Source organism: Mycetocola tolaasinivorans (assembly GCF_003667565.1).
GTDB lineage: Bacteria > Actinomycetota > Actinomycetes > Actinomycetales > Microbacteriaceae > Mycetocola > Mycetocola tolaasinivorans.
This window is the reverse complement of sequence record NZ_RCUX01000003.1, coordinates 234,757-259,177: the sequence shown is the minus strand read 5'-3', so window position 1 is coordinate 259,177 and position 24,421 is coordinate 234,757. Positions and strand designations below refer to the sequence as shown.

The window sequence follows — 24,421 nt, the reverse complement described above, 5'->3', positions numbered from 1 at the left end:
AGGAAAACTAGCACCGAGGAAAACTAGTACCGAGGAATCCTCAAGGGCTCCGATCCCAAACACACAGCCCGTCCCGTGCCGCCGCACGGGACGGGTTTTTTGCGTGCTCCCCCATTCACGGGTCACAAAAATTTACTTGTTGACAGGTAAGTAAGTAAATCGGTAGCGTACGGGAATCGACGCCGATGTCGATGTTTCACCCCCGTGAAAACGTTCAAAGGAGAACACATGAGCCGACGATTGTTGCGCCGTTTTTCCGGCGGCCACCCGGCCACCGCAACTACCGCCATCATCGCGCTTGCCGCCGCAGGAACAATCCTTGCGGCTCCCCCGGCCCAGGCTGCATCGCCGGATTTCGGACCCAACGTCACGATTTTTGACGAGAATTGGAGTACCGAAGACATCAACGCCGCGCTTCAGGCGGCATCTCACGAGGACGAGTTCAGCCTCAAACGCCATCAGTTCTTCTTCGCCCCGGGCACGTACGGCAGCGCTGGCGACCCGGGACCAAGAGACATCATCAATTCCGATCTGGGGTACTACCAGTCCGTGTCAGGTCTTGGCGCCTCACCCGATGATGTCCGCATCAACGGGGCCATTCACGTGGAGCCCGTCGTCACCTGCCCGGGCAGCCCGTGGGACTGCCAGCAGCCCGGATCGCTCACACGCTTTTGGCGTTCGATGAGCAACCTGTCGTTCAACCCGATTCAGGAGCCAGTGGGCGAAGACATCACGCGGCCATTCCCCGCAGGGGTTACCGACCCCGGAAGCATGCGTTTCGCGGTATCGCAGGCCGCACCACTGCGCCGGATACACGTTGAGGGTGACCTCACGGTATTCGGCCGTTTTGGAGAGTATGCCAGTGGTGGGTATCTCGCCGACAGCAAGATTGATGGCACGGTATTTACCGGCTCTCAGCAGCAGTGGTTCACCCGCAACTCCAGCGTGGGCGCGTGGGATGGTGGCGTCTGGAACAACGTGATGTCGGGCGTGACCAACGCGCCCGCAACCAACTTTGGAACGCCCAAGGGCGCAGGCGTCGGCGTCGACACCACGATCGACAAGACCCCGATCTCTCGTGAGATTCCATTCCTGTACCTCGATGGCGACGAGTACCGCGTGTTCGTCCCCAAGGCTCACACCAACACCACCGGCGTGAACTGGTCGGTGGGTGCCGATGCCGGTGACTCGCTGAACATCGACACCTTCTACATCGCCAAGAAGGGCGACACGGCGGCATCGATCAACTCGGCCCTCGCCGCCGGCAAGAACCTGCTGCTCACCCCCGAGGTGTACTTTCTCGACGCACCGCTGAAGGTCACCCGCGCAAACACCGTCGTGCTCGGGCTCGGATATGCCTCGCTGGTTCCGCGCGACGGTACCGCAGCAATCGAGATCGGCGACGTTGCCGGAGTGAAGCTCGCGGGTATCACCGTGGACGCCCACACCAAGAACTCCGATGTTCTCGTGCAGGTGGGCCCGCGCGACGCCACCGCGGCCGATGCCGCGAACCCCACCACCCTCTCGGACGTGTTCATCCGCGTGGGTGGACCGTGGGCGGGCAACGCCACCACGTCGATCGAGGTGAACTCCCCCAACACCCTGCTGGACCACATCTGGGCCTGGCGTGCCGACCACGGTGACGGCGTTGACTGGCACACAAACGTGGGCGACCACGGCGTCATCGTGAACGGTGACAACGTGACCGCGACCGGTCTGTTCGTGGAGCACTACGGCAAGAACCAGGTGATCTGGAACGGCAACAACGGCCGGACGATCTTCTACCAGAGCGAACTCCCCTATGACCCGCCCACCCAGGCGGACTACATGGACGGCGATCGTAAGGGCTTCTCGTCCTACCGCGTGGCCGATTCGGTCACCTCGCACCTCGCCCAGGGTCTCGGCGTCTACTCGTTCTTCGATGACACCCGCAACAACGGAAACGAGATCTTCGCCGAGAGCAGCATCGAGGCACCGCGCAATCCAAACGTGCGCTTTGAATCGCTGACCTCGGTGTACCTCAACGGAACCGGCGGAATCAACCACGTCATCAACGACCAGGGCAGCATCGTCAAGGCGGGACCCGGATTCCAGACCGCGCAGATCGTGTCCTACCCGCCGGCGGACACCACCGCACCGCGCCTCAGCGTGAGCGCCAACCCCTCCCGCCCGGGCCCGGACGGTTTCTACACGTCGAAGGTCACCCTCACCGTGACGGCGACCGACGACTTCCTCCCGGCACCGACCGTGCAGTACCGGTTCCTGAACGACACCGCACGGGCAGCCGGGGAGACGGAGTGGCTGACCGCCCAGGGACCGATCGTCCTGGGCAACGGTTCCCACTCGGTCGAGATCCGTGCCGTGGATGGTTCGGGCAATGTCTCGGACGTGGTGAGCTGGTCCGGCCTGGTCCGAGTCCCGACCGACGACGGTGGCGAGCTGCCGACGTCTTCGCCCTCCCCCTCGTCGAGCGTCCCCACGAGCCCGACTCCGACCCCGTCAAACAGTGTCCCCACCGATGGTGGGACGCCCACGACGGAGCCGACCTCGGGTACTTCGGAGCCGACGGTAGAGCCCACCTCGGGCACTACCGAGCCGACCGTCGAGCCGACCTCGGGCACCACCGGTCCCACGGACTCGCCCTCGGGCTCGCCGACGGTGATCGCGACCGACGATCCCGATGGTGAACTCCCCGGCACCGGGTCCAACGGCGTTCCGGCGCTGCTGGCCGCCCTGATGCTGCTGGCCGCCGGGCTCGCGGTGGGTGCCGCACGGCGCGCACGTGCACTGCGCAGCTAACGCCGTGTAGCTACACATTCGCGGCATCAGTCCAGCCGCGGTAACACCACAGCCGGGGTGGAATCAGATTCCACCCCGGCTGTGCTGGCGCGTGTACTAGGCCGATTCCCGGATGACCAGCTCGGCCGGAACGACCGTGCCCTTCTCGGGTGACTCCCCGGCCAGAATCTCGAGGAGACGCTGCGCAATCATCTCGCCCTGCAGCGCCGAGGGCTGACGCACCGTCGTGAGGGTGGGGCTCACCTGGGTGGCCACTGAGGAGTCATCGAAGCCCACCAGTGGGACGTCCTCGGGCACCCGGATTCCCGCTCGGCTGAGCGCCCTCAGGGCACCGCGTGCCATGAGATCGCTCGCGACAAAGAGGGCGTCAAACTCTCCACGCGCCAGGAGACGCTCCATCGCGAGTTCGCCGCCGCGCTCCGAGAAGTCACCCTCCTCAACCAGGCTCTCCGGCAGCCCCGCGGCGGTGAGCTCCTGACGGTAGCCGGTGAGACGATCTCGCCCCGCGGGCATGTCCTGCGGCCCCGAGATTGCGGCGATGCGTGTGGCCCCGCGCCCGATCAGGTAGCGGGTGGCCATCCGGCCGCCCTCGGTGTTGTCGATGTCGACAAAGTAATCTTCGCTGGTGTCGTGGGTGCGATTGGGGCGCCCGCCGAAAACCACGGGAAGCGAATCGGCGATGCGATTCACGAACTCATCGCCCGAGTGGTGAGAAATGATGATTGCGCCATCGACGTTTCCGCCACGCAGATAGGCGGTGGTGCGATCGCCGGCGGTGTCCGAGGCGATGAAGATGTTGAGCACATAGCCGGCCTCGGTGAGTTTGTGGTGCACGCCGGAGACCACCGTGGCGAAGAAGGGATCCCCGAAGAAGCGGCTGGTGTCCTCGGGAACCACCAGCGCGATGGCCCGGGTTTGCCGGCGTACGAGGCTGCGTGCCGCCTGATTGGGCACATAGGAGAGCTGCGCGATGGCACTCTCCACCGCCTCCAGGGTGGCCGGACTGACCGCGGTGGACCCGTTGATCACCCGGGAGACGGTGGAGCGCGAGACTCCGGAGAGGGCGGCAACCGCTTCGAGCGTGACCGGTGATTGTGCGGGGCCCACCACGGTGCCTCCTAGATCAGTGCGTGGGAAGGTACAGCGGGACGCCGGTGTACCTCGGAACCGCCAGGGTGCGGTTGCGAATGATACGACGATACTCCAATGCGCTGTCCTTCAACACGCGTTCCTGAGTGTCGTAGTCGACCCGCACGATTCCGAAGCGCTTGTGGTATCCCCACGCCCACTCGTAGTTGTCCATCAGCGACCAGTAGAAGTATCCCCGCACATCCACTCCCGCGTCGGCGGCGTCGAGCACGGCGCCCAGGTGCGAGCGCAGAAACGCGCTGCGCTCCACGTCGTGCACGCGGGTTACGCCGTCTTCGACCGAAACCTCATCGTCGTAGGCGGCACCGTTTTCGGTAACGAAGAGCGCGGTTCCCGCCTCACGTGCGTAATCGGCCCAGACACGGTTCAGCACGCGGGTCAGTCCCTCGGGCTGCACCTCCCACCCCTGCCCGGTTCGTGCCAGACCGCGCTCATACGGGTGGATGTCGGCCGGTGCCGGCCAGGGGGCGCGGATGGCACGCTCGGTGGGGGCCTCCAGCTCGATCGGCGGCACCGCCGGAGCGGTGCCCGCCACGTACTCACCCTGGTAGTAGTTCACACCGAGGGTGTCGATCGGGGCGGCGATCGTCTCGAGGTCTCCGTCGTGGATCGCCGCCTCGAGGCGGGCAAAGGCCGTCGGCTCCTCGGCGCGGATGTCCTCGATAATGTCGGCCGGATAGGCCCCGCGGAACAGCGGATCCAGGAACCAGCGGTTGAACTGTCCATCCAGCTTACGTGCGGCATTCCGGTCGGCCACTGAGGAGGAATCCACCGGGTCGGCCACGGTCAGATTGAGCGTAATACCGAGGTTCAGGGATTCGTCCCGGGCGCGCAGCTCGCGCACCACCTGGCCGTGTGCCAGCAGGAGGTGGTGCGCGGCCAGAAGGCCCTCGCCCACGTCCTGATGTCCGGGCGCGTGCGCTCCCGCAATGTGGCTGAGGAAGGATGAGCACCAGGGTTCATTCAGGGTCGCCCACACGTTAACCCGGTCACCCAGGACATCGTGAACGGAGAGGGCGTACTCGGTGAAGCGATCCACCGACTCGCGCGAGGTCCACCCTCCCCGTTCCTGCAGCGCCTGCGGCATATCCCAGTGATACAGGGTCAGCCAGGGCAGAATGTTCGCCTCCAGCAGCTCATCGGTCAGCCTGCTGTAGAAATCGAGCCCCGCGGGGTTCACAGAACCCGCGTCGGGGCGCACCCGCGACCACGAGGTCGAGAACCGGTACGACTCGAGGCCAAGCTCCCGCATCAACGCCACGTCCTCGCGATACCGGTGATAGTGATCGCAGGCCACATCGCCGTTATCGGCATTGATGACCGCCCCGGGAACCCGAGCAAAGGCGTCCCAGATGGATGCGGTGCGCCCGTCCTCGAAGGCCGCACCCTCGATCTGGAAGGCGGCAGTGGCCGCCCCAAACACGAAGTTTTCGGGGAATGAACGTGGAGTTGACATGGTGTTTTCTTTCTCGAGAAGGGACTAACCCTTGACCGCGCCGGCCATGATGCCACTCACCAGCTGCTTGCCCGTAAAGACAAACAGGATCAGCAGCGGAATGGTCGAGAGCAGCACGCCGGCGAGCACGATCGAATAGTCCACAAAGTGATTCGACTGTAGCAGCGACAGGGCTACCGGAAGGGTCGGGTTTTGACGGTCCAGCACGATGAACGGCCAGAAGAAGTTGTTCCAGGCGGAGATGAATGTGAACAGCGCCAGCATTGCCGCAGCTGGGCGAGCGGCCGGCAGGCCCACGGTGAGGAACGTTCGGAACGAGCTCGCGCCATCCACCCGCGCGGCTTCGAGGAGCTCGTCGGGCACGGCCTGACGAAGATACTGGGTCATCCAGAACACCCCGAACGCGCTGGTGAGCGCGGGAACGATGATCGCCCCGATCGATCCCGTCCAGCCCAGGTCGCTGAACAGGATGTACAGCGGCACGACGCCGAGCTGGGTGGGTACCGCCATGGTGCCGATCACGAAGATCAGCAGAATGTTGCCCCCGCGGAAGCGGAGCTTCGCGAAGGCCCAGCCGGCCAGGGTGGAGAAGAACACGACCGAGAGTGCGATCAGCGCCGAGCTGTAGAACGAGTTCCACAGCGCCTTCCAGAAGTTCACCGCGGGATCGTTGATCACGGTGAGTGCGTTGTCGATGAAGTTGCCGCCGGGGATCCAGGAGGGGTTACGAACGCTCTGCGCGTCCCCGGAGCCGATCAGGAACGACCACCAGAACGGGAAGAGGCTGCCGGCGATCATGGCGCCGAGTACGCCGTACACGATCCAGCCCGGGCGGGATCCGCGCACCGCCCGTCGTCGACGGGGCGAGCGTACGGGGGTGCCGGAACCGGCGGACACTACGGGTGATGCGGTCATCGCTTGACCTCCGAATCGGTGGGCTGAGACGCCCGAGGGGCGGTCGAGGCGGCGAGATCACGCGCGATGATGCGGCGTTCGCGGCGAGTGGGCGGGCGGTGTCCACCCTCGTCTCGCACCAGGCTGCGGGTCACAAACAGGTTGATGACACCGATGAGCAAAATGATGATGAACAGGATCCACGCGAGCGCGGCGGCGCGGCCGAAGTTCCACTCCCCCCACCCGATGTTGTAGAGGTAGAGCGAAATCGTGAGCCACTGATTATTGGCACCGCCGGTGCCGAACTGGTCGTACATGCGTGGCTCATCAAAGATCTGTAGGCCACCGATGGTGGACGTGATGATCACGAAGATCAGCGTCGGCTTGAGGCTCGGCAGCGTGATCGAGAAGAACTGCCGGATCGGGCCGGCACCGTCCACGGTGGCTGCTTCGTAGTAGTCGCGAGACACGGCCTGCATGGCGGCGAGCAGGATCAGAATGTTGTATCCGGTCCAGCGGAAGTTCACCATCGTGGCGATCGCAATGTGGCTGAAGAAGGCGTTTGAGTGCCAGGGAATCGGCTCGAGGCCGATGGTCTGAATCAGGGTGTTGATGATGCCGTAGCGGTCACCAAACATGTTGCTGAAGATCAGGGCGACGGCCACCGGAGCCATCACGTAGGGCACCAGGACGCCCATCCGCCAGAAGGTCTTGGCGCGAATGTTTTTGTCCAGGAGCGACGCGATGAATACCGCAACGATGAGCTGCGGCACGCTCGAGAGCAGGAAGATGCTGAAGGTGTTGCGCAGCGCGATCCAGAACTTCGGCTGGCTGAGCACGTAGGCGTACTGTTCGAACCCGATGAACTCGCCGGAGTTACGCACGAGATCCCACTCCATGAAGGAGATGACCCCGGTGAACGCGATCGGGAAGAGGCCGACAACGGCAAACAGGATGAAAAACGGCGAGATGTAGAGATAGGGGGAAAGCTTGAGATCCCAGCGCGAGAATGCCCCGCCAAAACCGACGCGACGGGTGCCGCGGCGGCGGGATTGGGCGCCGTGTGGCGCGGTAGTAGTAGAGGACACGATGCTCCTAGGCCTGGGGATGGGTAGACGCGAACGCTGCGGGGTGGGGTGCGTGGCTACACGCACCCCACCCCGCATCCGCGCTACTTGAGGGCCTTGACCTCGGAGACCCACTGCTTCCAGGAGGTGTCGGCGTCCTGCGTGCCCTCCTCGACCCGGGTCAGTGCCTTCTGCATGGCGTCATTGATCTGGAAGTACTTCTCGCCCTTGAACGGGGAGACCGAGACCGCCTTGGCACGCTCGGAGAAGATCGACCCGATCGGGGCGTTGTTGAAGTACGCGTTGGTGGCCTCCAGGAGGGTCGCATCGGTCAGCGCCTCGTTCTGGCTCGGGAAGTTCCCCGAGTTGCCGAAGGCCTTGATCTGCTGCTCCGGAGCGGTCAGCCAATCGGCGAGTTCCTGAGCGGCGGCGACGTTCTTGCCCTTGGCGGGGACGGTCAGGTACGAGCCACCCCAGTTTCCGCCGCCACCGGGGAACACGTTTGCGATGTCCCAGCCGGTGACGTTCTTCGCGTTACCCTCGATTACTCCGAGCATCCATCCCGGGCAGAGCATGGTCGCGAAGGCACCGTCTGCGAGTCCGGCGTTCCAGTCGTCCGACCACTGGCCGAGCTTGGCCGACTGTGTCTTGCTCGCGGCCAGGACCTCGTCGTAGATCTTCTTGACGTCGGCGTTATCGGTGGCGATCACGTCGCCGTTCTTCGGGTTCTCATAGGCCGCCTCGACCTGGTTGATCATGCCCTGGTAGGTGCCGCCCGCGGAGTCGAAGAATGCCTTACCGGTCCTGGTGCTGTACTCGTTGCCGATTTCGAAGTACTTGTCCCAGCCGCCGGTGAGCAGCGCGGTAACCTCGGCCCGGTCGGTGGGCAGGCCGGCGGCGGCGAACAGATCGCTGCGGTAGCAGATGGCCTCGGGGCCGATGTCGGTGCCGTAGCCGATGAGGTTCTTGTTTGCATCGGTTGCGGCGTCGACCTTCCACCCGAGCCAGCGGTCGTGCAGCTTCTCCGGTACCGGGGCCAGCATGTCCGAGTACTTCATCACCTCGGGCAGCCAGTCGACCTCGATCGCCTCGATGTCCGCGAGGCCGGACTTGCCGAGCTTTTGGAAGTAGTTGGCACGCGCGTCATTGCTGGTTGCCGCGCGGTTGTGCACAACCTTGACGTTCGGGTGCGCGGCGCTGTACTCCTTCAGCAGCGCCTCGGTGTAGCCGAAATCATTGAAGGTGGCAACGGTCAGGGTCACCTCTCCGTCACCGCCGCCCGCGTTGTTGTCCGAGCCTGAGCAGCCCGCCAGGACGAGCGCCGCTGCCGAGGCGAGGGCTACCGCACTCGCGCCCTTTCGGAAAGCACTGATGTTCACAATCACTCCTTTGTGTTGGTGGGGTGAGCGAGGTTCCGCTCGGATTGGTGCGCGTGGGAGCGCTCCCAATCAATGCTCGCCACACTATGGGAACGCTCCCATGCGCGTCAAGTTTTTCGCGGAGAACGTCAGTGTGCCGCGAAATTGCGGGGGTTTTACGGCGTGGCGAACACCGCTGAACCAGATGCGGTCAGCGGTGCGGTGGTGCGCGGGTGAGGGCTAGCCGCGACCGGGTGGTGCCCAGGCACCGAGGGTGATCCAGGGCACCAGCACCTCGTCCTCGGTGAGCGAGCCGTGCTGGCCCACCATGCCGCGAGAACTCTGATCCGAGGGGCGCGAGTCGTAGTAGGCAATGCGCTTGCGTGCGGCCACCAGAACGTCACCGATCCGCGGTTCCACCTCCGGATCAACCGGGCCAAACAGGCCGGCCTCGATGGCCTCGTCGCGGGTGAGTACCCAGGAGCGCTCCCCCTCGGTTTCGCGCCAGCGGGCGACGGTCGCGGCCCGGCGCTCGGCGCCGGCATCCTCGGTGAAGTACAGGTGTCGCATGCGCGGTTCCCCGCCGATCAGCCCAATGCCCGCGATGAGCTCCGGGTCGCGATCGAACAGGATGTGGGCGTGCTCGGGAACGTCCACGATCCCGTGATCCGCGGTCAGCGCGATGCCGACCTTCGGGCCCACGCGGCCATGCAGCTTTCGCACCTCGGTATCGAGATCCTCGAGGGCGGCGAGCCAGCGATCGTGGGCCACACCGTAGCGGTGCGCGATCTGATCCAGCTCGGGGACGTACAGGTACACGAGAGCCCCGGGGGTCGCGGCCAGGCTCGCGGCCCGGTCGAAGCGTTCGGCAATCCGATCGGCGGGCACGTATGTGGCGCCGCGAAGGATGGCCCGGGTCATGCCGCTCTCGGCATAGCGGCCGGTCCCCACGGCCGCGGGGTGCAGACCCTCGCGGCGCGCACGTTCAAACAGCGGCTCGACCCGCTGCCAGATCTCGGGTTGCATGTGATCGTCCCACCCGGTGAGCCCGTTGACGATGCGGCCCCGCTCAATATCGCGCATCTCGTAGCCCACGAGACCGTGCTGACCGGGCCAGGCGCCGGTGGTGATCGCGGTGAGCCCCGCGGCCGTGGTGCTCGGAAACACCGACTGCAGCGTCGGGAACTTCATCGCCGTGAGAAAACGGGCGTAGGGCTTGGCCGCACGCAGCTGCTGGGCGCCGAGGCCGTCGACCACAATCAGGATCGTGGACTCCACCGGGCGCAGGGGGATTCCCGGGAGTGTCCGGGGGGTCTGCAGGGCCGTTTCTGGGCGCAGAGAAGCGAGCAGATTCGGCAGGATATCGGCTTGGCTGCGGGAATCGTCGGTGCGTGTCGGTAACATTGAGACCATCGGGATAAGTCTGCCATATCCGGTACGATTCACCCGATACCCCGTCCGCCCTCGCGCCACCCTTCCGCGCGGCCATCCGAAACTCAGGAATGACCCGAAAAGACACCTCTGCGGCCAGCCCCGCTCCCGCCGAACGCATCCTCGACGTTGACGTCACCGAGGAAATGGAGGGCTCCTTCCTCGAGTATGCCTACTCGGTGATCTACTCGCGCGCCCTGCCGGACGCACGGGACGGTCTGAAGCCGGTGCAGCGCCGCATCCTGTACCAAATGGCAGATATGGGCCTGCGTCCGGATCGCAACCACGTGAAGTCTGCCCGCGTGGTGGGCGAGGTGATGGGAAAGCTGCACCCGCACGGTGACGCCCCCATCTACGACGCCCTGGTGCGCCTGGCGCAGCCGTTCACCATGCGGCTGCCCCTGATCGACGGCCACGGGAACTTCGGCTCCCTGGATGACGGCCCCGCGGCACCGCGTTACACCGAGGCGCGCCTCGACGCCACCGCCCTGGCAATGACCGAGAACCTCGACGAAGACGTCGTGGACTTCATTCCCAACTACGATGGCGCGCTCATGCAGCCGGATGTCCTGCCCGCCGCGTACCCGAACCTGCTGGTCAATGGCGGTAGCGGTATCGCCGTGGGTATGGCTACCAACATGGCCCCGCACAACCTGATCGAGGTGGTGGGTGCCGCCCGTCACCTGCTGGAAAACCCAAAGGCCACCCTCGAGGACCTGATGGCGTACGTGCCCGGTCCGGACCTCCCCACCGGCGGCACCATCGTGGGTCTCGCCGGTATCAAGGATGCCTACGCCACCGGACGCGGCGCCTTTAAGACCCGCGCTCGCGTGAGTATCGAGAACCTCACGCCGCGCAAGAAGGGCATCGTCGTCACGGAGCTCCCCTATCTGGTGGGCCCCGAGCGCGTGATCGAGAAGATCAAGGACGGCGTCAACAATAAGAAGCTCTCGGGCATTTCGGACGTCACCGACCTCACCGACCGCACCAACGGACTGCGTCTGGTCATCGGTATCAAGACCGGGTTCAGCCCCGAGGCCGTGCTCGAGCAGCTCTACCGGTTCACCCCGCTGGAGGATGGCTTCAGCATCAACAACGTGGCCCTGGTTAACGGTGGCCCGCGCACCCTCGGGCTGCGCGAGCTGCTGCAGGTCTACGTTGATCACCGCATTCAGGTGGTCACCCGTCGGTCGAAGTACCGCCTCGCGCGCCGTAAGGAACGCCTGCACCTGGTGGAGGGTCTGCTCGTCGCGATCCTCGACATCGACGAGGTCATTCAGGTTATTCGCGCCAGTGATGACTCCGAGATCGCGCGCAAGAAGCTGCAGGAGGTCTTTGACCTCTCGAAGATCCAGGCCGAGTACATCCTTGAGCTGCGTCTGCGCCGCCTCACGCGGTTCTCCCGCATGGAGCTTGAGACCGAGCGCGATGAGCTGCGTGCGCAGATCGCCGAGCTGGAGAAGCTGCTGGGCAGCACCCGTCGCATCCGCACCCAGGTTTCGAAGGAGCTTGAGGCGGTCTCCGATAAGTTCGGTACGCCGCGGCGCACGATGCTCACCGAGGCCGCCCCGAGCATTGCGGGTAACTCGCGTAAGAAGGCCGGCGTGGTTCTCGAGGTGGCCGATGTTGCCTGCACGATCTTCCTGAGCGCCACCGGCCGTGCCCTGCGCGTGGATCGCCCGGCGGGCGAGGACACCACCATCACCGCGCCGCCGCGCCGCGCCAAGCACGATGCCATCATGTCGGTGCTCGAGACCACGAGCCGCACCGAAATCGGTGCGGTCACGAACCTCGGTCGTCTGATCCGTTTCTCCCCCATCGATCTGCCGGCCGTGCCGTCGGCCTCGATCCACCTCACCGCGGGTGTGAAGATCTCCGACTACATCGGGCTCACGAACAAGAAGGAGCGCGTGCTCGCGCTCGTGGATCTGGGCAGTGAGCGCCCCGTCGCCCTGGGTACCGCGCTCGGCGTGGTCAAGCGGGTCACCGCAAACGCCTGGCCGAACAAGCCGGAGTTTGAGGTTGTCGCGCTGAAGCCCGGCGATGAGGTTGTGGGTGTGACCCAGGCCGCCGAGGACGACGAACTGATCTTCGTGACCTCGGATGCCAAGCTGCTGCACTTTGTGGCCTCGTCCGTTCGCCCGCAGGGTGCACCCGCCGGAGGTATGGCCGGTGTTGCGCTCGTGGGTAATGCACGGGTGCTGTTCTTTGGCGCGGCGCCGCACGCCGAGGAGATCATGGTCACCACGATCTCGGTGGCCGAGGGCACGATTCCGGGCACCGACCCCGGCCGCGCGAAGACCTCGACGTTTGCCGACTTCCCCGCGAAGGGCCGCGCCACCGGTGGTGTGCGCGCCCATGCCTTCCTGAAGGGCGAGTCTCACCTCGAGCGTGCGTGGGTGGGCCCCGGCCCGGTACGGGCACTGTCGAGCGAGGGGTCGGCTCGTCCGCTGCCCGAGCCGGTGGGGCGTCGCGATGCCTCCGGCGCCGCGCTGGAGCAGGTGGTCACCTATCTGGGTCGGGCCATCCAGCCGGATTCCGGTTCGGGTGCCGCCGCTGAGGCTCCCGGTACGGATTCTGGTCCGCAGGACGGACCCGCCGGCGCACCGGTTTTCGAGGATTCCGACGTGATTCGCATCCCGGCGCGTGCCTCGAAGGCTCCAGCGAAGCCGCTGGGCCTCGATGATGACGGTGTGCTCGCGGTGGAAACCGTGGAGTCCGTGGCCCTGGATCTGGACCTCGATATCGAGTAGCGCGTTACCGACGCGCACCGGGTAGCGAAAGGCCCCGATTCCCTTCTGGGAAGCGGGGCCTTTTGCCGGGACTGGTTTCAGCCGAGTGGGTGGCGGCCTTGCGCGGGCTAGACGTCGATGCGGTCGCGGCTGAGGTCGGCCGAGTGCTCCACGATGAAGTCCTTACGCGGGGCAACGTCGCTGCCCATGAGGAGCTCGAACACCTTCGAGGCGCGTTCGGCATCGCCCATGCGCACGCGGCGCAGCGTGCGACCGGAGCGCTCCATGGTGGTCTCCGCGAGCTGATCGGCATCCATCTCGCCGAGGCCCTTGTACCGCTGAGGGTCCTGATAGCGCTTGCCCTGAGCCTTGAGCGAAGACAGCAGGTCGTGGAGCTCCTGCTCGGAGTAGGTGTAGATCGTCTCGTTGGGTTTGGAGCCGGGGTTGATCTGCACCACGCGGTGCAGCGGGGGCACGGCGGCGTAGACGCGGCCGGCATCGATCATGGGGCGCATGTAGCGGAAGAAGAGCGTGAGCAGCAGGGTGCGAATGTGGGCGCCGTCGACGTCGGCGTCGCTCATGATGATGACCTTGCCGTAGCGTGCGGCGTCGAGGTCGAAGCTGCGGCCGGAGCCGGCGCCGATGACCTGGATGATGGCCGCGCACTCGGCATTGGAGAGCATGTCGGACACCGAGGACTTCTGCACGTTGAGGATTTTGCCTCGGATGGGCAGCAGTGCCTGGTGCTCGCTGTCTCGGGCGTTCTTGGCGGTGCCGAGCGCGGAGTCGCCCTCGACGATGAAGAGCTCGGAGGTTTCGACGTCGTTGCTCCGGCAGTCGACCAGCTTGGCGGGCAGAGAGGAGGACTCGAGGGCGTTCTTTCGGCGCTGAGTCTCCTTGTGGGTGCGTGCGGAGATGCGCGACTTCATCTCGGCGACGACCTTGTCGAGCACGAGGGAGGTCTGGGTTTTGTCGTCGCGCTTGGTGGAGGCGAAGCGCTCCTTGAGCTGACCGGTGACCACGGAGGCCACGATGGCGCGCACCGCGGGGGTACCGAGGATCTCCTTGGTCTGGCCCTCGAACTGCGGCTCGGCGAGGCGGACGGTGAGGACGGCCGTGAGACCGGCCAGGACGTCGTCCTTATCGAGCTTGTCGTTGCCCACCTTGAGGCGGCGGGCGTTGGCCTCCACCTGGGCGCGTAGGAAGCGCAGCAGGCCCTGGTCGAAGCCGGTCTGGTGCGAGCCGCCCTTGGGGGTCGAGATGATGTTGACGAAGCTGCGCATGACGGTTTCGTAGCCGGTACCCCAGCGCAGGGCGATGTCGACCGTGCACTCACGCTCAACCTCGGTGGGGACCATGGCACCGCCGTCGGTCAGCACGGGAACGGTCTCGGTGAATGTCGAGGTGCCGGTGAGGCGCCACACATCGGTGATGGCGGCGTCCGGGGCGAGGTGATCCACAAACTCGGAGATGCCACCGTCGTACTCGAAGGCGTGGTGGGCAGCCTCTTCCCCACGGGCGTCTTCGATGATGATGCCGAGACCGGGGATGAGGAAGGCCGTCTGCTTGGCGCGACCGATGAGGTCGTCCATCTGGAAGTCGGCACCCTTGGTGAAGATCTGCTGATCGGCCCAGTAGCGCACGCGCGTACCGGTCTTGGCCTTGGCAACCTTGCCCACCGCACGCAGCGCGGGCTCACCGAACTCGGTGAACGGCGTAAACGGGGCATCGGGGGTGGGTGCGCCCTCGTCTTCGAAGACACCGGGCACGCCGCGCTTGAAGGACATCTGCCAGGTCTTGCCGCCGCGGTCTACCTGGACGTCAAGGCGGGCGCTCAGGGCGTTGACCACCGAGGCACCCACACCGTGCAGACCACCGGATGCGGCGTACGAGCCGGAACCGAACTTTCCACCGGCGTGCAGCTTGGTAAAGACAACCTCGACACCGCTGAGCCCGGTCTTGGGCTCGATGTCTACCGGGATGCCACGGGCGGTGTCTCGCACCTCGACCGAGCCATCCTGGTGCAGGAGAATGTTGATCTTGGTGCCAAAGCCGGCGAGGGCCTCATCCACCGAGTTGTCGATGATCTCCCAGAGGCAGTGCATGAGGCCGCGGGAGTCGGTGGAGCCGATATACATACCGGGTCGCTTCCGCACCGCCTCGAGGCCTTCGAGAACGGAGAGGTGGCGCGCGGAGTATTCGGTGGTCACAGGGATAAATTCTACCGAAAACCCCCGACATTCCGCGCAATCGACACGTTGAGGGGTTCCTGAGCGTACGCGCCTAGCGAAATTGCCCCGGATCGGAATGAATTTACCCGGTGACGTGGTTGGATAAGACGTGAGGCCGAACGATTGGCCTCCTCACCGGTCAGGAGGAAGAAATGACACAGATCACCGAAAGCGCTCCGAGCGTGGTGGACGCCCCGGCACTGACCGCGGCCGATCGTTGCGACAGCTGCGGCGCACAGGCCTACGTCCGGGTCACCCTTGCAAGTGGCGAGCTCATGTTCTGCGCTCACCACGGTAAGAAGTACCAGGAAAAGCTCAGCGCCGTTGCCTCGAACTGGCACGACGAGAGCGCCCGCCTCAGCGAGGCCCGCGCCTAGGGCTCGCCCTGCACTCGCCGGCACCGCTGCAACGGTTCCGCCGCGAGTCCCCAATCCACGCGTCGCCGCCCGGGTTTCCGGGCGGCGACGCTTTGGTGTGGGCGGCCGAGTGGCCGGGGCCGCTGCCCTGCGGCGCTCAGTACCCCTCGGTGATGATCGTGCGGGCCTTTTCCACGATCTCGCGCGCCTCCGCCTGGTGGCGCAGCAGCGCGCCCTCGTTGCGCGCGATGAAGCGTGACTGGACCTCGGCCTCGAAGTCCACGATTCTCTGCATCGTGCCGAGCCGTTCCTTGCAGGCGGTGTCAATGATGGCCTGCCGAATCAAGACTTCGGCGTCACCGTCAAAATCAATGATCGGAGACAGCGTCGCCCGGTCCGGATCCGGCACGAGCCCGGCCTCGGTGATGCACCCGGCCCACTTCTCCCACTCGTCCCGATACACGCCACTGGCTAGCAGCGCCCGATACGACTCGTCCATGCCACGATCCACCAGGGACAACTCCGTCTCGGTATAGATGCCCATGGAGGGGAGCTTCTCGCTCTGGGTCTCGCCCGAGCAGCGTTTCTCCGCGCGGTCCCATTCGGGCCCAAGCTGCGCTATTGCGTCACCCATCTCGTCATATCCAGCGTCGGGGAGGTTATAGCCTCGGCTCTCTGCAACGCGCGGGGCCCACACTCCATACGTGCGGGTATCGTGTAGTGGATAATCCGCCGGATTTTGTTCGGCGAGCGGCGACGGAAACCCGCGTTCGGCCAGGCATCGTGCAACAAGAACCCTGTTTGCGTGGGACACTGTCCAGTACTCCTGCCAGGACATCGCGTACCTTTCAAGCGGCAGGACAAAAGTTCCGTTTTCCCAATCAAGAACAACCGGTTCAACAACGGCGGCTCTGTTCGCGACAACACAACCGCTGAGTATTGTGAGGACTGCTACCGCGCCAAAGACGTGTCCGAGCCCCGCAGCAGTCCGCGTTTTCCCGCGGCGCGGGCGGGCCTTCATCGCGTGTAGAACCAAACCGAGTTGATCGAATCGTTTCGGACGTCCGGCCAGTTGAAGAACCCCGCGCTGCCGGATTTCTGTACAAACAGTCGACCTGTGAAATTTGGTTCACTCCACCATCCGATATCGCGGGGGCCGTTGTTTGCGACGGAAGAAATCACGTTGTGGAATCCCCGCAGAGGCCCGGTGCTTCGGCTCCAACTGCCAAACGCTCCCTGGAACTGTCTGTCGGTCCAGGCGCAGGCGAGCCTGCCGTTGCACTGCGCGATCGAGGCGTTTGCCGGCGGGGCGGAAACCGGGATAGCCGTGTAGAGTGCGCCCGCGGTGAGCCCGGTCACGATCAGCGCGATGATCCGATTCATCCGCGGTCGGCGAAGCGGCGGTCCAGCTCCGGCGGTGGGGGCGGCGATACCGTGCGGCATGGTGTCTTCCTTTCGGTTGGGTGCCGAAAGCACACCATCGAAGGCTGACGACCCACCCCAGTAACGCCCGTAATGCGCTGGGATCTCGGAACACTATCTCAGCGTTCGCGGCTAATACCCCGCTGCGATGATCGCCCGGGCCTTTTCCACGATCTCGCGCGCCTCCGCCTGGTGGCGCAGCAGCGCGCCCTCGTTGCGCGCGATGAAGCGTGACTGGACCTCGGCCTCGACGTCCACAATCTTCTGCATGGTTCCGAGCTGTTGCTTACAGGTGGTGTCGATAATGGCCTGCCGAATCAGCACCTCCGGGTCGCCCTCGAAATCGCTGATCGGAGACAGCGTCGCCCGATCCGGGTCCGGTACGAGCCCCTCAGCCGTGATGCATTCGGCCCACTTCTCCCACTCGTCCCGATACACGCCACTGGCCAGCAGCGCCTGATAGGACTCGTCCATGCCACGATCCACCAGGGAAAACTCCATCTGGGTGTAGACACCCATTGTAGGAAGTCGGGCACCCTGCGTTTCACCCGAACAGCGCTTCGATGCACGCTCCCACTCTGGCCCCAGCAGCTCCCGTCGCTCCGCCAAGACGTCACCGTAGAACGATGCGGGAGGATCGTAGCCGCGATTTTCAGCAACCCGTGGTGCCCATACCCCGTACGTACGTGTGTCGTCCGGCGGCAGAAGCGTCCAATCGACCTCGGCAACGGGTGAGGGATAACCTCGGTCTGCAAGACAGCGGGCAATCATAACCGCGTTGGCCTGAAAAACCGTCCACTGGTCCTGCCAACTCATTGCGAACTTCTCCAGCGGAAGCGTGAAGATTCCGTTCTCCCAGTCAAGAACGACCTTCTCGACCACGGGCGGCTTTGCCGAGGAAATGCACCCGCTGAGCAGACTCGTGATCGCTAGGGCAACTGACACGCGCATTAGCCGACTAGTCGAGCCGAAGCGTCGCGAGATTCTCATGCTTAGTAGAATCGGACAGAGTTAAAAGAGTCATTTCTTACGTCGGGCCAGCCAAAATAGCCCGCGCTCCCGGCAGCCTGCATGAACACTCGTCCACGATAGTTTGGCTGGCTCCACCAACCAATTTTCACGTCACTGTTGTTCGCGACCGATGAGATTACATTGTGGAATCCCAGTAGCGGTCCTGTGGTGTGTCGCCAGTGTCCAAAAGCACCGCTGAATTGCCTATCGGTCCATGCACACGCGAGCCTGCCGTTGCACTGCGCGATCGAAGCGTTTGCCGGCGGGGCGGAAACCGGGATAGCCGTGTAGAGTGCGCCCGCGGTGAGCCCGGTCACGATCAGTGCGACGATCCGGTTCATGCGCGGCCGGCGAAGCGGCGGGCCAGCTCCATCGGTGGGAGCGGCGATCCTGTGCGGCATGGTGTCTTCCTTTCGGTTGGGTGCCGAAAGCACACCATCGAAGGCTGGCGACCCGCCCCAGTAACGCCCGTAATCCGCTGGGAGCTCAGAGTGACGCACCGGCGCACAAAAACGCCGTCCGGCGGAAATCAAGGTTCCCACCGGACGGCATTTAAGAGCGAAGCTAGCGCGGAAGCTTACCGATCAGGATCTCGCGGGCGAGATCGATGGTCTGGTCCAGCTCATCGTGCTTCTCGTTCTTCACGTAGGTGTCACCGGTACGGGCAACAGCCAGGGAAATGAGGTGATCGGCGAAGACCGGGTTCAGCACCAGCGCGGGGCCGTGCAGGTGCGTGCCATAGGCGTTGCCCACCACCGCGCCTTCCAGGCCGCCGCCATTACCAAAACCGTTGCGCACCGCACCGATGGGTGCCACGCCCTGGGCGAGGGTGGTCACGGCCGAGTGGTTCTCGGTACCGATCAGCAGACCGAACTGCCCGTCGATACCAAACGCCTCGGTCACGATTCGGGCGGCGGTGGCATCGACGGTGACGTCGAACACCCCCACGCCCTCAATCACGGTGTCCGCATCGAGTTTGATCGAGTTACCCAGCAGGTGGAACCCGGCACCGGCGGCCAGGAAGACCACACCCGCCTTTGCCCACTCGCGCAGCTGCTCGGCGATCTTCGCAAACTCCGGAGCCAGGGCGCGCTGGGCGCTCGAGGAGCCGGTGCCCACCACCACGATGTCCGGCAAAATGCCGAGGGCATCGCCCTGGTTATAGGTACGCTGCTCAACCTCGATGCCGGCGAGCTCCAGGCGGTGTGCAAGCGCACGCCGGTTCCCGGTGTCGCCGTTCAGGGCGAGGTCATTGGAGAAGAGTTCAAGAATGGAGACGGTCACGAGGCCGCACCTGCTTCCAGGTCCTTATAACCCAGGTACTTCCGGGTTGCCATCATCTGGTCGTAGTCGAGGAAGAACGTGTGTCGTCCGCTCGCCGGGCGGGGCCCATCGAGCACCGCCTGCACGGCCTCGGTAACGTCCGGAATGATGCGGTCAAAGGTCTTGCCCTCATAGGCCAGGCGGGTCGCGACAAACGCGCCCTTCGGGCCCGAGATGACGTCCACATGCTTGATCTTCGAGAGGTCGGCGTTGTACAGCCAGGAGGGATCGTAAGACGACTCATCGTAGGCAAACAGCACCGAATCCGGCTCGTAGGTGAGCGAGTCGAGGTTCAGCTGAAGCGACGCGAGGTTCTTCAGCATCAGGATCTCGACCTCGCGGTCACCCACGGTCATGATCTCGCCACGGCCGTAGACGGTCTTACCCGCCTGGACGGCCTTCAGCGCCACGGTGACATCGAAGCGCTCACCCAGGGTGTGCGCGGCGAGGGTCAGCGTGGCCGCGACGTCAACCGCGTAGTGCAGTCCACGGCTCGGCATGGTGATCGGGTAGTCGACCCCGCCGAAGCGAATGACCGCCTCGTTGCCCGCGGCCGAGACAACCTCGGCCACCGGGTGTGCACCGTTAGCCGATGCCTCGATCTCCGAGTAGTCACGCGCTGAAGCCTGACCGTGCGGGGCGGAGGCCAACGCCTCGGGGGTCGAACCGAAGTACTCCACCCGGTGCTTGCCGCCCTGCTCGAGCTCGGTACCGAGCTTCGCCAGGAAGTTGTCATCACGGTTCAGCGCCACGTAGCCATCCACCGCATGAGCGATGTTCCGGAACATGGTGGCCACCCGATCGGGCTCGCCGAAGCGATAGATCTGGTCAACCAGGAGGTTCAGAATCACCGCGGCGCGCGGACGCAGCTGCTCCGCGATCACCACACCGTAGCCCTCGTCGATCTCGAGGATTGCGATATCGGCGTCCAGACGACCGGTCAGCGAGGTCTCCTTGAGCAGTGCCGAGGCAATGCCCTGGGGCATGTTGGCACCACTGGGGTTCGTGAACACCCTGAGGCCGTGTGCGCGCACAACGTCGGTCATGATGTTGGTGGTGGTGGACTTCCCGTTAGAACCCAGGATGAACACCACGCCGTGCGGGAGGCCTGCGGCCACATCACGCATGACGTTGGGGGCGAGCTTCTGCACCACGACACCCGGCAGCGCGCTACCGCCCCCGCGCAGACGGGTCGCGAAACGCGCGGCCCGTCCGGCGAGAATCGGCAGGACGTACTTCACGCCGCCCGGCTTACTCAAGGTAGTCACGCAGCGACTGCGAACGAGACGGGTGGCGCAGCTTGGCCATCGTCTTCGACTCAATCTGACGGATCCGCTCGCGGGTCACACCGAAGGTGTCACCGATCTGGTCGAGCGTCTTCGGCATACCATCGCCCAGACCGAAGCGCATCCGGATCACGCCGGCCTCACGCTCGGAGAGGGAGTCCAGCAGCGACTCGAGCTGCTTCTGCAGCATCGTGAAGCCCACGGCGTCGGCGGGAACAACGGCCTCGGTGTCCTCAATGAGGTCACCAAACTCGCTGTCGCCGTCTTCACCCAGCGGTGTGTGCAGCGAGATGGGCTCGCGGCCGTACTTCTGCACCTCGATGACCTTCTCCGGGGTCATGTCGAGTTCCTTCGACAGCTCCTCGGGGGTGGGTTCGCGGCCGAGGTCCTGCAGCATCTGGCGCTGAACGCGGGCCAGCTTGTTGATGACCTCAACCATGTGCACGGGGATACGGATCGTACGAGCCTGGTCGGCCATCGCGCGGGTGATCGCCTGACGAATCCACCAGGTGGCATACGTCGAGAACTTGAAGCCCTTGGTGTAGTCGAACTTTTCGACCGCACGGATGAGGCCGAGGTTACCCTCCTGGATGAGATCCAGGAACTGCATTCCACGACCGGTGTAGCGCTTTGCGAGCGACACCACCAGACGGAGGTTTGCACCGAGCAGGTGGCTCTTGGCACGCTGGCCGTCCTTAGCCACCCACATCAGCTCGCGCTTGAGCTGCGGGGTCATGCCGTCGGCCTCGTTCGCGAGCTTGTCCTCCGCGAACAGGCCGGCCTCGATACGCATCGCAAGCTCGACCTCCTCAGCGGCGTTCAGCAGCGCGACCTTACCGATCTGCTTGAGGTAGTCCTTGACCGGGTCGGCCGTGGCTCCGGTAATGGCGGCCGAGTAGACGGGAACCTCGTCCTCGTCGTCCTGAGACGAGAGCACCAGGGCGTCCTGGGGAAGGTTCTCGGGAATATCCGACTTCTTATCGGTTTCTTCCTCCTCAGCACCCTCCTCAATATCGGGTGCGTCGAGAACCTCGTCGACGGCATCCTTCTTCGCGGCGCGCTTGGTCGCCGGCTTCTTTGCCGGTTCGGCCGCGGCGGCCTTCCTTACGGGTGTTTTCCGAGTCGCCGCTGCGGGCGCTGCAGTTTTCGCTTCGGTCTCTTCCGAAGCCTGCACTTTCTTGGTTGCCATGGAGGCACCTTTCAGTCTCAGGACCGGGTATGTGGAATCCCCCACCCGCTCCTAAGCCACGATAGTTTTCGGACATTACTAGGACCCATGTCAAGTCCTCACGCGATGCGCAGCAATTAAGCCACCTCACGTTCGGTCAAGAACGGGTCCTTACCCTCCATTATGCCATGCTTTGACACACACTTTTGCCACGGGGGCTTGCGCCACGGGCGAAACATGGGGTAGACGTGAAAGGGATTCCCCCGACATCACTAAAAAGAACCGAAATTACGCGGCTTTTATTCCCCAGATGGCCCGAAACTAGGCGTCATGATCGTCGCGACCATCTTTCTTGCGCAGACGTGCAACAAGCGCCACCCATACCGGTCCGACTTCGATTCCATCCTCGGAGAGCACGCTGCGTGTGCGTCGACGAGCCCGGAACAGCATGATCACACCGAACGCGATCACCACGAACTGAATGATCATCGCAAACCGGAACGAGTGCAGCGAGTACACCGCCGAGGGCGGCCCGCCATGGCCGCCCACGAAGTCGAGGATCACACCCATCAGGAACATGATCACGAAGCTCGCGCTGAACCCGCCGACGTTCACCAGCCCGTTAGCGGAACCCAGCACACGCGAGGGGTTGTAGGTGCGCGCGAAGTCGAACCCGATCAGCGAGCCCGGGCCACCCGCGCCCATGGCAACCAGCATGATGATGACGAGCCACAGCGGCGGCTCCCCCGGCCACAGAAGTACCGCGGCCCAGGCGATCGCGATGGCGAAGACCAGACCGAGCACGATATTGCTCCGGCGGTAGGGGTATCGGGCACTCAGAAGACCGAGAACCGGGCCGATCGCGATACCGGAGAAGACCACAACCAGCAGCATGGCGGCCGCGAAACCCTCGGTATAGCCCAGTCCATAAACCATGAACGGGATGCCCCACAGGAGGGAAAACACGGTGCCGGGAGACTGGGTGGTGAAGTGCGACCAGAACCCCAGCTGGGTTCCCGGTCGGCGCAGCGCCAGACCGAGCTCGCGCACCGACTGGCCCCAGGTACCCACGGGCGGCGGCACCGGAGCGTCGCGCGGGCGGTCGCGCACGGTAGCCAGCACGAGTACCAGGGCCAACACACACAGCGCGGCCGCACTCAGGAACGCCGGGCTCCAGCCGAAACGGTGCAGCACCCAGGCAAAGGGCAGGGCGGAGAGCACCTGGCCCAGCTGCCCAATATTGCCGATCCACTGCGAGAGCTGCGGCACCCACTTGCCCGTAAACCAGGACGAGATGAGGCGCAGTACCGATACAAAGATTGCCGCATCACCGGCGCCCACCAGGATGCGGCCGAGCACCGCCACACCCAGCTGATCGGCCAGCGCGAGGATGACCTGACCCGCCGTCAGGAAGATCAGACCGAAGATGATGAGAACGCGTGGCCCCAGGCGGTCGATGAGCACGCCAACCGGAACCTGCATCCCCGCATAGATGACGAGCTGCATGACGGCGAGCGTGGAAAAGGCCGCGGCGGTTGCGTCGAAGCGTTCTACGGCGGAAACCCCGGCCACACCCATGGTGGCGCGCTGCAGGACGGCAACCATGTAGGCCAGGGCGCCGATCCAAAAGACAATCCAGGATGTGCGCGTATTCACTACGCCAGCATATCGGGCGTCTCGTATCGATTCGATGCGCCCCGCCCGGCAAAAGACCGGGGGCCGCAACGAATAGTTTTCGCTGCGGCCCCGCGTCTCAATACTCGCGCGCTACTCGGTCGGGGTGTCCCGATCGAAGGGATCGCCGTCCTCCGGACGGGCGGCGAGGAAGCGTTCGAGCTCGGCGGCGATCTCATCGGCCGAGGGCAGGGAGCCGTCCATCGCGACGAACGGCGATGCGGGGTGATTCGATTCCATGTAGGAGTCGTAGCGCTCCTCGAGCGTGGCGACCAGGCGGCGCAGCTCATCGTTGCCCGCAACCTGCTCGTTCAGTCGTTCCACGAACTCGCGGGCGGCATCGCGCAAACCATCGGTGGGCAGGATCAGCCCGGTTGCGGCCCCGATGTACTCGATCGCGGCGGTCAGGGCCTCGGGGTACTGGGTGTCACTCAGATAGTGCGGGGTGAGCAGGGCGAGGCCGGCCACCGCGAGACCGTGCTCGGCGAGGCGGAACTCCAACAGGTGCAGCACGTTCGCCGGGAGCTGGGTCTGCGGGCGCCACACGGTCAGGGACTCGATGAGGTCTGCCCGCGTACCGCTCACGGTCACGCCGATCGGGCGGGTGTGCGGCACGGGCATCGGGACCGCGTGCATCCAGGTGGTGCGGGCGATCGCAAACGTATCGATAAATCCGGTGATTTCGCGAACGAATCCCTCCCATTTAAAGTCGGGCTCATAGCCGCTCAGCAGGAGGAAGGGTTGCGAGAGTTCGTCGTGCACGAGGGTCAGTTCGAGGCGCGGCGCAACGTAGTCCGAGAGGTGATCCTCGTCGAACACCGCGAGCGGGCGGCGCGCGCGATAGTCGAGCAGGGTGTCGTTATCGAAGACCGCAACGGTGCGGGCGTCGAGGTTTTCACGCACATAATCGATGAACTGCGACGAGGCGTTGCCCGCATCCGAGTAACCCGTGAGCGCAACAACCAGATCGAGCCCGTGCGGGACCTCTGCGGGGTCAATCAGTAGGGAGGAGAGTCGGTCGGAGGATGCCATGGATCAACTCTACGGCCGAGATCCGGAAGGAA

At 64.6% G+C, this 24,421-nt stretch carries 19 protein-coding genes; 3 read left to right on the top strand and 16 right to left on the bottom strand.

The window, feature by feature from the left end; all coding sequences use genetic code 11:
• The first annotated feature begins 228 nt into the window (after positions 1-228).
• A complete protein-coding gene (locus D9V32_RS04860) occupies positions 229-2,799 on the top strand; it encodes a PT domain-containing protein (protein ID WP_183086180.1) in 2,571 nt (856 codons plus the stop codon).
• 96 nt (positions 2,800-2,895) lie between these two features.
• Here D9V32_RS04860 and D9V32_RS04855 read toward each other — a convergent pair whose 3' ends face one another.
• The 6 genes from D9V32_RS04855 to D9V32_RS04830 form a co-directional block, all read right to left on the bottom strand.
• Positions 2,896-3,909: a LacI family DNA-binding transcriptional regulator gene (locus D9V32_RS04855; RefSeq protein WP_121647769.1), complete on the bottom strand. Its 1,014-nt coding sequence runs from the start codon at positions 3,907-3,909 to the stop codon at positions 2,896-2,898.
• A 13-nt stretch (positions 3,910-3,922) separates the two neighbouring features.
• Positions 3,923-5,404 (bottom strand): GH1 family beta-glucosidase, encoded by a 1,482-nt coding sequence (locus D9V32_RS04850; RefSeq protein WP_121647768.1) that lies wholly within the window; start codon positions 5,402-5,404, stop codon positions 3,923-3,925.
• Between the two features lie 24 nt (positions 5,405-5,428).
• Entirely contained in the window at positions 5,429-6,319 is an 891-nt protein-coding gene (locus D9V32_RS04845) for a carbohydrate ABC transporter permease (protein ID WP_121647767.1), read from the bottom strand.
• A complete protein-coding gene (locus tag D9V32_RS04840) occupies positions 6,316-7,389 on the bottom strand; it encodes a carbohydrate ABC transporter permease (protein ID WP_425461998.1) in 1,074 nt (357 codons plus the stop codon). The genes D9V32_RS04845 and D9V32_RS04840 overlap by 4 nt, the downstream gene beginning before the upstream one ends.
• 80 nt (positions 7,390-7,469) lie before the next feature.
• Complete coding sequence (locus D9V32_RS04835; RefSeq protein WP_121647889.1) at positions 7,470-8,744, bottom strand: ABC transporter substrate-binding protein; 1,275 nt, start codon at positions 8,742-8,744, stop codon at positions 7,470-7,472.
• Positions 8,745-8,963: 219 nt separating this feature from the next.
• The gene (locus D9V32_RS04830; RefSeq protein ID WP_245982059.1) at positions 8,964-10,136 is read right to left on the bottom strand and encodes an alkaline phosphatase family protein; all 1,173 of its coding nucleotides are present in this window, start codon (positions 10,134-10,136) and stop codon (positions 8,964-8,966) included.
• Positions 10,137-10,225: 89 nt separating this feature from the next.
• Between D9V32_RS04830 and D9V32_RS04825 the strand changes: the two genes are divergently transcribed.
• The gene (locus D9V32_RS04825) at positions 10,226-12,907 is read left to right on the top strand and encodes a DNA gyrase/topoisomerase IV subunit A (RefSeq protein WP_121647764.1); all 2,682 of its coding nucleotides are present in this window, start codon (positions 10,226-10,228) and stop codon (positions 12,905-12,907) included.
• A 107-nt stretch (positions 12,908-13,014) separates the two neighbouring features.
• Here D9V32_RS04825 and D9V32_RS04820 read toward each other — a convergent pair whose 3' ends face one another.
• Positions 13,015-15,096, bottom strand: coding sequence for a DNA gyrase/topoisomerase IV subunit B (locus D9V32_RS04820; protein WP_121647763.1), 2,082 nt, complete (start codon positions 15,094-15,096; stop codon positions 13,015-13,017).
• 173 nt (positions 15,097-15,269) lie between these two features.
• On the opposite strand from D9V32_RS04820, the gene D9V32_RS04815 reads away from it, so the two are divergent.
• The gene (locus D9V32_RS04815; RefSeq protein WP_121647762.1) at positions 15,270-15,494 is read left to right on the top strand and encodes a DUF7455 domain-containing protein; all 225 of its coding nucleotides are present in this window, start codon (positions 15,270-15,272) and stop codon (positions 15,492-15,494) included.
• A 136-nt stretch (positions 15,495-15,630) separates the two neighbouring features.
• Here the strand turns inward: D9V32_RS04815 and D9V32_RS04810 are convergent, their stop codons facing one another.
• From D9V32_RS04810 to D9V32_RS04770, 9 genes are all read right to left on the bottom strand, one after another.
• Positions 15,631-16,107 (bottom strand): hypothetical protein, encoded by a 477-nt coding sequence (locus tag D9V32_RS04810; protein WP_121647761.1) that lies wholly within the window; start codon positions 16,105-16,107, stop codon positions 15,631-15,633.
• Positions 16,108-16,490: 383 nt separating this feature from the next.
• Complete coding sequence (locus tag D9V32_RS04805) at positions 16,491-16,916, bottom strand: peptidase inhibitor family I36 protein (protein ID WP_121647760.1); 426 nt, start codon at positions 16,914-16,916, stop codon at positions 16,491-16,493.
• A 111-nt stretch (positions 16,917-17,027) separates the two neighbouring features.
• Entirely contained in the window at positions 17,028-17,840 is an 813-nt protein-coding gene (locus D9V32_RS04800) for a hypothetical protein (protein ID WP_147440394.1), read from the bottom strand.
• Between the two features lie 47 nt (positions 17,841-17,887).
• Positions 17,888-18,247 carry a peptidase inhibitor family I36 protein gene (locus D9V32_RS16635; protein WP_425461997.1) on the bottom strand — a complete coding sequence of 120 codons (360 nt, stop codon included), beginning with the start codon at positions 18,245-18,247 and terminating at the stop codon, positions 17,888-17,890.
• A 223-nt stretch (positions 18,248-18,470) separates the two neighbouring features.
• Positions 18,471-19,190 (bottom strand): type 1 glutamine amidotransferase, encoded by a 720-nt coding sequence (locus D9V32_RS04790; protein ID WP_121647757.1) that lies wholly within the window; start codon positions 19,188-19,190, stop codon positions 18,471-18,473.
• Positions 19,187-20,497 carry a Mur ligase family protein gene (locus D9V32_RS04785; protein WP_147440393.1) on the bottom strand — a complete coding sequence of 437 codons (1,311 nt, stop codon included), beginning with the start codon at positions 20,495-20,497 and terminating at the stop codon, positions 19,187-19,189. Before D9V32_RS04785 ends, D9V32_RS04790 begins: the two co-directional genes overlap by 4 nt.
• On the bottom strand, positions 20,481-21,704 hold the full coding sequence (locus D9V32_RS04780) for an RNA polymerase sigma factor (RefSeq protein WP_121647755.1): 1,224 nt from the start codon (positions 21,702-21,704) through the stop codon (positions 20,481-20,483). The genes D9V32_RS04785 and D9V32_RS04780 overlap by 17 nt, the downstream gene beginning before the upstream one ends.
• A gap of 300 nt (positions 21,705-22,004) precedes the next feature.
• Positions 22,005-23,339, bottom strand: coding sequence for an MFS transporter (locus D9V32_RS04775; RefSeq protein ID WP_121647754.1), 1,335 nt, complete (start codon positions 23,337-23,339; stop codon positions 22,005-22,007).
• 111 nt (positions 23,340-23,450) lie between these two features.
• Positions 23,451-24,389: a proteasome assembly chaperone family protein gene (locus D9V32_RS04770; protein WP_121647753.1), complete on the bottom strand. Its 939-nt coding sequence runs from the start codon at positions 24,387-24,389 to the stop codon at positions 23,451-23,453.
• Between the last annotated feature and the right edge of the window lie 32 nt (positions 24,390-24,421).